10 protein-coding genes are annotated in these 12,102 nt (G+C 41.1%); 6 read left to right on the plus strand and 4 right to left on the minus strand.

The features are described from left to right. Positions 1-9: 9 nt before the first annotated feature. The 3 genes from NVS78_RS12740 (at position 10) to NVS78_RS12750 (ending at position 4,670) form a co-directional block, all read left to right on the plus strand. Positions 10-1,614, plus strand: a complete 1,605-nt coding sequence (locus NVS78_RS12740) for a PKD-like family lipoprotein (RefSeq protein ID WP_286359513.1) — start codon at positions 10-12, stop codon at positions 1,612-1,614. A 1-nt stretch (position 1,615) separates the two neighbouring features. After that, on the plus strand, positions 1,616-3,925 hold the full coding sequence (locus tag NVS78_RS12745) for a S9 family peptidase (protein WP_286359514.1): 2,310 nt from the start codon (positions 1,616-1,618) through the stop codon (positions 3,923-3,925). Between the two features lie 142 nt (positions 3,926-4,067). Continuing rightward, positions 4,068-4,670: a rhomboid family intramembrane serine protease gene (locus tag NVS78_RS12750; RefSeq protein ID WP_286359515.1), complete on the plus strand. Its 603-nt coding sequence runs from the start codon at positions 4,068-4,070 to the stop codon at positions 4,668-4,670. Positions 4,671-4,673: 3 nt separating this feature from the next. On the opposite strand, the gene NVS78_RS12755 is transcribed toward NVS78_RS12750, so the two are convergent. The 3 genes from NVS78_RS12755 to NVS78_RS12765 all read right to left on the minus strand — a co-directional run bounded on the left by NVS78_RS12755 (position 4,674) and on the right by NVS78_RS12765 (position 7,673). Next, the gene (locus tag NVS78_RS12755; protein ID WP_286359516.1) at positions 4,674-6,161 is read right to left on the minus strand and encodes a lipopolysaccharide biosynthesis protein; all 1,488 of its coding nucleotides are present in this window, start codon (positions 6,159-6,161) and stop codon (positions 4,674-4,676) included. A gap of 614 nt (positions 6,162-6,775) precedes the next feature. Continuing rightward, a complete protein-coding gene (locus NVS78_RS12760) occupies positions 6,776-7,123 on the minus strand; it encodes a hypothetical protein (RefSeq protein ID WP_286359517.1) in 348 nt (115 codons plus the stop codon). A 10-nt stretch (positions 7,124-7,133) separates the two neighbouring features. Then, positions 7,134-7,673, minus strand: a complete 540-nt coding sequence (locus NVS78_RS12765) for an RNA polymerase sigma factor (RefSeq protein WP_286359518.1) — start codon at positions 7,671-7,673, stop codon at positions 7,134-7,136. Positions 7,674-7,828: 155 nt separating this feature from the next. Between NVS78_RS12765 and NVS78_RS12770 the strand changes: the two genes are divergently transcribed. The 3 genes from NVS78_RS12770 to NVS78_RS12780 all read left to right on the plus strand — a co-directional run bounded on the left by NVS78_RS12770 (position 7,829) and on the right by NVS78_RS12780 (position 10,999). Then, positions 7,829-8,263 (plus strand): DUF6249 domain-containing protein, encoded by a 435-nt coding sequence (locus NVS78_RS12770; RefSeq protein ID WP_286359519.1) that lies wholly within the window; start codon positions 7,829-7,831, stop codon positions 8,261-8,263. Between the two features lie 212 nt (positions 8,264-8,475). Continuing rightward, positions 8,476-8,841, plus strand: coding sequence for a BlaI/MecI/CopY family transcriptional regulator (locus tag NVS78_RS12775; protein ID WP_286359520.1), 366 nt, complete (start codon positions 8,476-8,478; stop codon positions 8,839-8,841). 19 nt (positions 8,842-8,860) lie between these two features. After that, entirely contained in the window at positions 8,861-10,999 is a 2,139-nt protein-coding gene (locus tag NVS78_RS12780) for a M56 family metallopeptidase (protein ID WP_286359521.1), read from the plus strand. 70 nt (positions 11,000-11,069) lie between these two features. On the opposite strand, the gene NVS78_RS12785 is transcribed toward NVS78_RS12780, so the two are convergent. Continuing rightward, positions 11,070-12,065 carry a GGGtGRT protein gene (locus NVS78_RS12785; protein WP_286359522.1) on the minus strand — a complete coding sequence of 332 codons (996 nt, stop codon included), beginning with the start codon at positions 12,063-12,065 and terminating at the stop codon, positions 11,070-11,072. Positions 12,066-12,102 lie beyond the last annotated feature (37 nt).

The following is a 12,102-nucleotide window of genomic DNA, read 5'->3' on the forward strand; positions in this document are numbered from 1 at the left end:
ATAAACATTATGAATACGATAAAATACATATTTATCCTTGCCTGCCTTTTGAGTTGCATGAGCTGTTTTGAGGATAAAGGGAATTATGATTACGGTAAAATTTATACCATAGGGATAAAGTTGCCTAATAGTGTTACGATGGTCGTTAACGAATCGCGTACTTTTAAACCGGAACTCACCTTTGACGAGAAAAATCCGGCGGGCGTAAAATACGAATGGCAAATAGAGAGTAAGGTCGTCTCACATGATTCTGTCTATACGCACGTGGCAAAAGAGTTAGGTTCTTTACGAGGGTTGTTGACCGTGGAGGATGAGAAAACCGGAGCGAAATTTTACAAGGAGTTTTCGATCGAGGTGAAACCCCTCTATGAAATGGGATTTTTGTTATTGACGGAAAATGGAGAAAATAGTGATTTGGGATTTGTGAAAGCGGATAGGATTCCGAGTAATTCTCAGACCGGAACAAACGATACGGTTGTGTATATAGCTGATTATGTCAATTGTTACAGTGATTTGTACGGGGAACCTATAAATGGAAAACCTTTACGATTAAGGGAACATTACGCTTTCGACGATTACAATCGGGTATTCGGAGAAGTTACTGTTAAAACGGCCCTACCCGAAAGAAATCAATTTATGGAGTTGAATGGAGAATCGTTGAAAAAAGAGACATTTATAGAAGAGGAGTTTAGTAACGGATTATTACCTGTTGCTTTCCATCCCGTGGATTTGCTTCATACCTGTTTCGATAGTTTTTTATTAGATAAAGACGGTTTGTTGTATACTCGAAGGTGTAATCCCGCCACGGGTTATCATTTGGGATATTTTTCCAAAGATGTGGTTTATTTAGGTGGAAAACGAAAAATATCGAATATTATATTTAGCGATTACGTGGAGTCCGGAACGATTTATGCCATAGAAGAAGATGCTGCCGGAAAAAAGAGGTACTTGGGGATCTATTCCGATTATTACAGTAATAGACGGAATCTTACGGAGATGGAGTTGGTTTATGAAGAAGAGGAGTTTGCCGCACATTTTACGGATTTAACGGATGAGGTTATGGAATCGGATTATTTTAGAGTAAAGGAAGAGGGAGTTTCCGGGAGTGCAGTTGTTTCTAAAAGTCCGGAAGGAGAATATATGTTACATCTGTTTGTCGGAGGAGCGCCTTCTTCCGCAAAGCACGTGAAAATATACAGCTCGCAGAAGATTAATTTGACACGGGAACACGGAATTACCGATTTTGTAAAACTCGGTACTTTTCGGAATTGCAATATGGTATATGTTTGCGACAAACAGAATATCTATTATTTTGAAGTCGACGAGACCTTCCATAAATATGAGTTCGGTATTGTCCGGACGTTCGATAAGGAGATCGTTTCTATGGCCACTCAGTCCATGTTCGGTTATGGGGCAAAGAGTTTCGAACATCATATCGGAGTCGCGTTTAAAGATGGATTCTTCGATATATACGAATTGCAGTACGACGGTAAGGATATGAGTAGCTTGTATAAGTTCAGCAATAAAGTTTACGGTTCGACTCGGAGCTTCGGAAAGATACGCGATGTTATTTGGAAATTGGGTGTCGGAAACTATTATTTTAACGGAAGGTAAGATGAGGAAGGTATTTATTTTGTTAGCTTGTATGGCGATGATCGCTTCGGCTGTTGCGCAAGCGGACTACGAACAGGTTTTTCGGTTTGAAAAAGAGTTTAAGGGATTCGGGGGTGGATTTTCCATTGTTCCTAATTTTATTAACGGCACGGATAATTTTTGGTTTCGATACAAAGATGGCGGTAGTATGAAATACTATATTGTCTATCCGCAACGAAGAAAACAAGAGCTGTTGTTTGATAACCGGGATATAGCAACGAAGGTAAATCGATTGACGGGGAACAAGGTCAATCCCGATAATCTGGGGCTGGACGGGATAACTTTTGATCGTTCGTTGAAAAAGATCTCATTCTATCTGGGTGATGAAAAATTTTCCTATCATTTGAAAACAAGAGTGATGAAATCGGAAGCGGAAGAGTGGGAATATTACGGCCAGCCTTCTGCCTGGGAGTATTCTCCGGATAGCTTATACATTTTGTTTGTAAGGGATCATAATCTGTTTTTGGCGCGTAATCCGGAAAAAAGCGGTGATTCTACGTTTGTCCGACTTTCTGATGATGGTTCGAGATTCAACTCTTACGGTCAGTATTTTAAGGGAATGGAAGAACGGGAGGTAAGGCCTAACGGTTGTTGGTTGCCGAATTCGACTCATTTTGTAATTCAATCTGAAGATCGACGCTGCTTGGGAGAGATGTATCTTACCGATTACCTTCATTGGAAGCGCCCGAGTTTGCGAACCTATCGCTATGCCGTTGCCGGAGACAGCTTGGCCTGTCAATACGGTTTGAAGCTGGTCGATGTGACGATTCCCGCTATTCGGGAATTGGATGTTTCCAAATGGAAAGATCAATATGTCGAGTTTTTATACGCTTCTCAAAATGGAAAAAAGATCTATTTCCAACGTATCAAACGCACGTGGGACGAGAAGGAGTTGTGCGTGTATGATATGGATACGGATAGCGTACGGGTATTGATTCATGAGGTGGATAAACCTTTTTTCGATTATGTTTTGGCTCAGTTTTTTTTCTTGAATGACGGGAAAGAGATCGTTTATCGATCGGAGCGTACGGGATTCGGGCATTTCTATTTGTATGACGGGGAGACGGGACAATTGAAACGAGCATTGACTTCCGGAGAGTATGTGACGGGACATATTCAGGAAATCGATTCAAAAACACGGGATCTTTATTTTTATGCTTATGGCGTTGTTCCGGACAGAGATCCCTATTATAAAGTTTTATGTAAGACAAATATTGATAAAGGCGGATTCCAGATCCTTACTCCGGAGAATGCCACGCATAAGATAGAGCTATCTCCGGTCGGAAAATATATAATTGATAATTTCTCCCGGGTCGACACGGTTCCCCGTAGCGTTCTTCGGGATGCTAAAGGTAGGATTGTGTTGGAATTGGTTAAACACGATATTGATCCTTACCTTGAAAAAGGATGGAATATGCCGATTCGTTTTAAGGTGAAGGCGGCCGATTCGATTACAAATCTTTACGGGGTAATGTGGCGGCCGATGAACTTTGACCCGAACCGGAAGTATCCGATCATCTCGGAAGTATATCCCGGACCGCAGGGAGAATATGTACCGGTATCGTTTGGTTTGAGCTCAAGTTACGCCACCAAATTGGCTCAGTTGGGTTTTGTGGTTATTCAGGTCGGCCATCGGGGAGGAACGCCAATCCGGGGAAAAGAGTATCAGCGTTTTGGTTATGGGAACATGAGAGATTACCCTTTGGCGGATGATCGGGCAGCGATTATAAATTTAGCGATGCAATATCCGTTTATCGATACTACTCGGGTTGGAATCTACGGACATTCCGGGGGAGGTGCTATGTCTACGGCTGCCTTACTGACCTATCCGGATTTTTATTCGGTAGCCGTTTCCGTATCGGGGAATCATGATAACCGGATTTATGCTCTTGATTGGGTGGAGTTAAACAATGGAGTGCAAGAGATAGTCGATAGCGTAGTCCGAGATAATAAACCCTATGATAAAAGGACGAACTTTAAGGTTCGGGAAATTCGTACCAATATGCAATTGGTTGAGAATTGCCGGGGACATCTTTTGCTCGTTCACGGAATGCAGGATGATAACGTTCATCCGGCTCACGCGATGCGGATGGTACAATCTTTAATAGATGCCGGAAAGAACTTTGACATGCTGATTCTCCCTCGAAGCGGACATGCAATAGATGGGAGAGAGAACCGATTGTTGGAACATAAGATGCGGGGATATTTTGCCAAATATCTGTTAAACGATTTTTCAGGCGATATGTATATTGATATAGAAGAGCGTAAATAGACCGAAAGGTAAATTCGGTTAAGATTTTATATCATTATCATTCTTTACGGCAGGGAGAAATTTTGTTCTCCCTGTTTTTTTAGCCGGAAGAATGGGAGAAAACGTAAAATGTTGTACATTCGTAACCTAAACGAAGAGAATTATGTTGACATTATTGATCATTATTGCCACAGCGGTGGTTTCGATGGCTTGTTTTAATAACCATCAACTGTTTGATAAATTGGCCTTTTCTGCCTATCGGGTGATAAGAGCTAAGGAGTGGTACCGTCTGATCACGCACGGTTTTGTGCATGCCGATTGGGTACACCTGTTCGTGAACATGTTTACTTTTTACTCTTTCGGTTCTTATTTGGAACAATGGTTTGAGGCAAACGGTTTCGGTTCGGTAAACTATTTGTTGCTTTATTTCGGGGGAATGATAGCAGCTTCTGTCTATGATTTGTTCAAGTATAATAAAAATCCGTATTATTCTTCTATCGGAGCGTCGGGAGCGGTTTCCGCTGTTCTTTTCGCGGCGATTTTCCTAAACCCTTGGGATAAGATCTATTTCTTCGCGATCCTGCCCATTCCCGGAATTTTATTCGGTTTCCTCTATCTTTTTTATTGCCAATATATGGCGAAGCGGGATAGTGATAATATAAATCACAATGCTCACTTTTACGGGGCCGTCTACGGTTTTATCTTTCCGCTACTGGTAGAGCCCTCTTTGTGGTATCAATTCGTTCAAAACCTTTTGGGCCGCTGAATCTTATTTTTTTGCCCATCGGTTGAGGTAAGGGATTTGTTTGAGCGGCAGATCCTTCTTTATCACGTATAACAGGTATAGGGCGAGAAGGATCGTCCGGAAACCGAGACGCGGGATTTGATTCTCTATGGGAATCCATAAAGCTAAGGCGTACAAGGCTAAGGCTAAGAGGAAATATTTTCCGATTCCTTTTAAATCGTACCGGATCGGGTAATAGTGTTGTCCGATAAACCAGGAAGCGACCATCATGGCAAAATAGCAGGTGAAAGCGGCCCAGGCACAGGCTATATAACCGTAACGGGGAACGAAAGCGATATTGATGGTCAGGGTTATGGCTAAACCGAAAAGAGAAAAATAAGCTCCCCATTGAGTTTTATCCGTTAATTTATACCAGAGAGAGAGGTTGAAGAATATGCCGAAAAAGAGTTCCGCGATCATCACGATAGGCACAACCTGTAAACCGGAGAAATAGTCCGGATCGATAAAATATCGGAGTATTTCGAGATAGAACATCACTCCCAAGAATATGAAAAGCCCGAAAATAATAAAATATTTCATGGCTTCGGCGTAAGCTGCCCGTTTGTCTTCTCCTTTGTTCTGGGCGAAAATAAACGGTTCGTAGGCGTACCGGAAAGCTTGCGTGAACATTACCATGACGATGGCGATTTTGTAATTGGCTCCGTATATTCCTAAGCCGCTTTTGGCCGCTGCAGGATCGGCCAACATGGGGTAGAGAATCTTATCGAGGGTCTGGTTCATGATACCGGCTACTCCCAAAACAAGCAGAGGGAAAGAGTAACGTAAAATGCGTTTTAGTAGATCCGGGCGGAAACGCCAGGGAATACGTACGATCCCGGGAGTAAGGGCTAAAAGAACGATGAATGTACCTAATAAATTGGATATCAGTATATATCCTACGCCGTAAGTCGGATCGTAGAACCAATCGATCCATTCCGGGACGTGTTTCCATATCCAGGGACACGCGACGAGGAAAAACAAGTTAAGAGTAATATTTAAAGCGATAAATAGAAGTTTCAAAGCGGCAAATCGTATCGGGCGTTTCAAATAACGTAAATAGGCAAAGGGAAGTGCACAAAAAGCATCCATAGCAATAATGGCTGCCGTAATCGGAATATACTCCGGGTGTTCCGGTAACTTGATAAGCCGGCTGATAGGAGCTTGAAACAAAAAAACGAGTCCCATAAATACAAGGGAGGTCGTGGCCAAAGAGAAAAGACAGGTGGAGTAAACTGTTTGGGGATCCCCTTCCGCCGAATCGTTGGCAAAACGGAAAAAACCGGTTTCCAGGCCGTAGATTAAAATGACCAGTAACAAGGCCATCCACGCGTAAAGATTGGTTACGTCTCCGAATTCTCCGGTTGCTAATTTGTACGTGTAAAGCGGTACCAGACACCAGTTCAGAAATCTTCCGATAATACTGCTCATCCCGTAGATAGCCGTATCTTTTGCTAAGCTTTTTATTCCTGCCATGCTCTTTGTTTTACAACAGATCGTCTCTTGCTATTAGGTAATCAGACTCGGCAAAGATATTAAAAATGACGGAAAAGAATGGAAATATTCGGGAAAGTCCGTAGAACCAAAGTTCATAGAGATGAAGTCATAAAATCGTAAGTCTACTCCCAATCTCTTAATCCGTCTAATTTTAAATTGTAGATTGTAAATTTTAAATTGATTACTGATTAATCTACAATTTTAAATCGTCAATCTACAATTGCAAGGGATAACTCCTCGGGGCGGGGACGTTCTCGTCGGTCGTGTAGTCGATTTTCGTTCACTACCCTCCGGGACTCGCTACGCTCAAACAATCCGTCGAATGGCCGTTCCGAAAATTGAACCCGACACTCGCCGTTCACTATTTATACCCCTTCGTTTTTCTCCCTTCCCCCTTTAATCAATTTTAAATTGTAGCTTGTAAATTAATTTTTGATTTAAGATTTACGATTTATGATTAAGATTCTGATCTTACCCTCTTTAAATCGTAAATATAGAATCCGAAATCGTCGATCTTTTTAATCTCGTAATCCCCAATCACTGAATCCTTTAATCCCAGAATCTTTTGATTCTCCAAATCGTAAATTTTTCTATTATGGGCGTAAAAATTTTTTTCTTAACCAATAATCCAGACTGAGCAATAGAATGAGGATAAAAGAAATGGCGATTAACGGTATTAATAGTTCTGCCTGTTCCTTAAAAGAAGGTAATGGAATGGAGATGGAAAAATAACGGAGAGTGAATCTTATTAAAATTAAGGTGAATAGGATGAAAACTCCTAAAAGATACATGCTTTTTATCGTGTTCCGTTGTTCTTTGCGATACGTTTCCCGGACTATTTTTTGCATGAGTCTTTTGTTAAAATCTTCCGAAAGTTTTTCCCGTTCTGAAAGTTGGAATAGTTTTTTCAATTTTTTATCCTGTATCTCTTCTTTTTCCATGTTTCCGGTTTTAATTTGAATTCAATAAGGTGTATAATTTTTTGCGGATACGGAACAGTTTTACTTTGATATTGGAAGTGGTCTGACTTAAAATAAGTGCGATCTCTTCGATGTTTCGATTGTCCGTGTAATAGAGTGTGAGCAGGGCGACTTCTTCAGGTGGCAAAAGTGGAATGATTTTTCCCAGTTTTTCCATTAAATCTACTTCTTCATTTTGTTCTGCTTCCTTATCCGTATCTAAGAGATTATCCATAAATTTTTCTTCTGAATAGACAAATCTCATTTTCTTTTTTCGGACGAAAGAGATAGCTGTATTGAAAGCTATTCGATAAAGCCAGGAAGAGAAACTGGAATCTCCTTTAAAGGTATTTAAATGCCGGAAGGCCTTTAAAAAGACATCTTGCGTTAATTCTTCTGCGTCTTCCCTGCAACGTACGATACGCAGGACGAGTAAAAAAATACGTTGGCTGTATTGTTCTACCAGTTGCCCGAAAGCGGCAGTTTCTCCGTTAAGGGTACGTCGAATATATAAAGACTCGATTTGTTCCATTCGCCTCTTTGACGCAAAGATAAGGGTTCGGTTACATATTAGGAAGTCTTATTCTTAAAGAATTTTTTGAAGAAAAACATCCATTTACTTGTAACCAAAGCAGGATGACGGCGTCAAAAGAGCAAAGAAAATATAAATTGTTAAGTCATAAAGTTATGAATGGGTTATTAGTTTTGTTAGGTTTTGTTTCGTTCTTTCTGTTGATCTATAAATTGTTTGAGTTATATGCCAGAAGACGCGAACGCTTATTGGTGCTTGATAAGCTTGAAGTGCTTGGTAAAGCTGAATGGTCAGGCAAAAAACTTCAATTGCCGGGTTTTTCCAGTTTCTCGTTCAGTGCTCTAAAAGGAGGCTGCTTGTTGATCGGTTTGGGGGTGGGGATCTTTATCGCTTTTTTGATCTGTTCTTTAGGTTTTGACTTATATGCTCCGGGCAATGACAGTTTTTTAAACATGAAAATAGAAACTGTCATTTATAGTGCCTCTGTCCTTTTGTTCGGTGGTATAGGATTATTGGCCGCTTTTGTATTAGAATTGAGAATGGAACGCAAGGAGCGGGAAAATAGCAGTTCCCCAAAGCAAATGGAGTAGGATTTAAAACGTGCGTTCGCTTTTATAGGAAAGATCGTGATTCGACCAATCACGATCTTTTTCTTTTATGGACAGAGGGAAATACTGTATTTTTTGTTATGGAATATAAAAGTCTATCTTATCGTTAAATAATCTTTTTCAGTTTTTTAACTAAATGAATTAGTTTGTAAACTAAAAGTTTTAGTTATATTTGCGATAAATGAATCGAAATTATGAAAGGGTTAACAAATAAGGAAGAAGAAATCATGAGTCTTTTCTGGGAGAAGGGACCATTATTCGTGAAACAGTTACTTGCTTTTTATGACGAGCCCAAGCCGCACTTCAACACGCTCTCGACTATTGTCCGGGGATTGGAGGAGAAAGGTTTTTTGAGTCATAAGGTTTACGGGAATACTTACCAGTATTACGCGGTTATCGGGGAAGAGGAGTTTCGGAAGGGGACGTTGAAAAATGTTATTGACAAGTATTTCAATAATTCATACCTGAACGTGGTTTCTTCTTTGGTTGAGGAAGAGGATATTTCGCTGGACGAATTAAAGCAATTGATTGATAAGGTGGAGAAAGCTCATAAAAAGTAAATTTTAATAGGGAGGAATTATGGGTTCTTTTTTCGTCTATATATTGAAAATGGCTTTCAGCCTGATTCTTTTTTATCTTTTCTACCGTTTATTACTCGGGAAAGAGACTTTCCATCGTTTTAACCGGATCGCTCTCTTGAGCATTCTTATGCTGTCTATAGGTATCCCTTTTTGGGAAATTTCCGATGGAGGTAATTCGGGGGGAGAAGAGAAGGTAACGGGAGAATCGTTTGTTCCGGTTTCCGTTAGATCTAATACATTGCATGAAGATATCGTTTATCCGGTATTGAATATCCCTATGGAGGTTGCGGAGAGTGAGTGTGTTCCGCTTTGGTTGGTATGTTTATTGGCTATTTATTGGTGTGGTGTCGTTTTTTTCACGGGACGGCATTTTTATATTTTATTCCGGCTTTTTTACTTCATGCATACCGGGCGGAAAGAACGAATGCCGGATGGGGTCACGTTGATTGTACATCAACGGAGTGTCGCTCCTTTTAGTTGGATAAAATACATCGTGATTTCTCAAAAAGATTTGGAGGAAAACGGGCGTGAGATTCTGATCCATGAGATGGCTCATATTCGTAAACGACACTCTGTCGATTTGTTGTTAGCCGATATCGCTGTTTTTTTCCAGTGGTTTAATCCTGCTTCCTGGTTATTGAAGCAGGAGTTGAAAAATATCCACGAATATGAGGCGGACGATGCCGTGCTTCATGAAGGGGTGGATGCAAAACAATATCAGTTATTATTAATAAAGAAAGCTGCCGGCACAAGGCTCTACTCTATGGCCAACAGCTTTAATCACAGTAAACTTAAAAAACGTATCACTATGATGTTAAAAGAAAAATCCAGTCCGTGGGGACGTTTGAAGTATCTCTATGTACTTCCGTTAGCCGCTCTCAGTATGGCGGCTTTTGCCCGTCCTGAAATCTCTAATGAATTAAAGGAGATTTCCACTGTCAAAGTTAATGATTTACTTTCGATTTCGGAAATCGACAAAGAAAATAATGCTATTTCTGCTGCCTTTGTTTATCCTGAGTTTTCCGATTCTTTGGATGATAAAGAGTATATTACCAAGTTAAGGGAGATGATCTCTTTGTTGGAAAAAAGACAGAAAGAAGCAGCCAAGTCAGGAAAGAAGGGAGCCTCTTCTAAGTCGAGTGCGGTTATCGATAGTATAACAAGAGAAATGATGGTTCGGATGCAAACGGAGTTCGGAGCTCTTACAGATGAACGCATAAAGGCATTCTTTGAGGGTGAGGGATCGAATCCGGCCATACAAACTGAAACAATCGTCATGAGAAAAGATCCGAGAGTTCAGCTTTTTTTGAAAAAAATAAAGGATGCTCGGGAAAAACAGGGAGAGAAAGGTGAAAGAAAGAAGGTATCTTTTTATGGTACCTCCCACATAAACCCGTCGGGTTCCGTAACGGTGACCGAATATGTACTACCCGATAGTGTAGATGCTGAACGGGTAAAATATAGAAACATAATACTTCAAAGACGGAGTCAAGGGTTAAAGGATAGGGAAGCAATTGTTTTAAAGTCAGATACCCTTGTTCGCACTCCCAGCGTTGCGATAGAAAATATTAGAATAACTTCGAGCGGGGTAGCCGAATCGGATTCTCTTTATAGGGAGTTTTTTTATACTTTTACTCCCGATACGCTGATACCTGCCGTAAAAATAGCAAAAATGAATTCGATGGATGCTTTCTTCTATGAGGATGTTGCTGCTGACAAACTGAGACGAGAGCTTCATAACGAAAAGATAACAAAAGGAGAGTATCCTTTATTTTATATTGACAACAAAAGAGCGACGTATAACGATGTGATTAACTTAGATATGGCTCTTATAAAGAATATCACTATTTTAAAGGATAAAGCGGCTATTGACCAGTATGGTAAAAAAGCTAAAAATGGAGTAGTCCTTATTTCTCTTGGAGACGGGAAAGGGATGGGCGTAATGAAAAATTTGTATCGCTCGCTTCAGGCAAACTATTTAGCTAAAGATGCTGTTTTTTACCTGAATGGAAAGAAGATTTCCGGGGAAAAACTAAAAAACGTAAACTTATCTTACGATCGAATCGAATCCATCAATATGTCGGCTACCAAGGACGGGAAAAAAGTTTTCCGTGTAGAAACCGATAAAAAGAGATGAACCGGTTTTTTTCTTGTAATTCAGCCTGCCACGAAATATACCGTGGCAGGCTGAATATTTTAATTGTAAATTATTTTGTTTCTTCGATAGCGACAGCGACGGCGACTGTTGCACCGACCATGGGGTTGTTTCCCATGCCGAGGAATCCCATCATCTCCACATGAGCGGGTACGGAAGAGGATCCGGCAAATTGGGCATCTCCGTGCATACGGCCAAGCGTATCGGTAAAACCGTAACTGGCAGGGCCTGCTGCCATATTATCGGGATGGAGGGTACGTCCGGTGCCGCCTCCGGAGGCTACTGAAAAATATTTTTTCCCGGTTTCCATACACTCTTTTTTGTAGGTTCCGGCTACCGGGTGTTGGAATCGTGTCGGATTGGTCGAGTTGCCTGTAATGGAAACGTCCACTTCCTCGTGACGCATAATGGCTACTCCTTCTCGGACGTCGTCTGCCCCGTAACACCTTACCTGGGCTCGTTCACCTTTGGAATAGGCTTTTTCTTTCACGATTTTCAATGTTCCGGAATAGTAATCGAATTCCGTTTGAACATAGGTGAATCCATTGATACGGGAGATGATCATAGCGGCGTCTTTTCCCAAGCCATTGAGGATGACTTTCAACGGTTGCTTACGCACCTTATTGGCCGATTTTGCAATCCCGATGGCTCCTTCTGCGGCAGCAAAAGATTCGTGTCCGGCCAAGAAAGCAAAACATTTTGTCTCTTCCCGAAGTAGCATGGCGGCCAGATTTCCGTGTCCTAATCCTACTTTTCTGTCGGCGGCGACGGAACCGGGAATACAGAAGGCCTGCAGGCCTTCTCCGATGGCTTCCGCCGCTTCTGCCGCCTTTGTGCAACCTTTCTCAATGGCAATGGCTGCTCCTACCACATAGGCCCACGCTGCATTTTCGAAAGCGATAGGTTGAATTTCTTTACACATTTTGTAAGGATCGATTCCTCTCGCATCGCATATCGCTTTCGCTTCTTCGATGTTTTTTATGTTATAATGGTTTAAAACCGCGTTAATCTGATTAATCCGGCGGTCGTAACTTTCAAATAAAGCCATGTAATTTTTGTATTTAGTGATTCAGTGATTTTATGAT

The organism is Gabonibacter chumensis (assembly GCF_024741215.1).
Lineage (GTDB): Bacteria > Bacteroidota > Bacteroidia > Bacteroidales > Marinifilaceae > Gabonibacter > Gabonibacter massiliensis.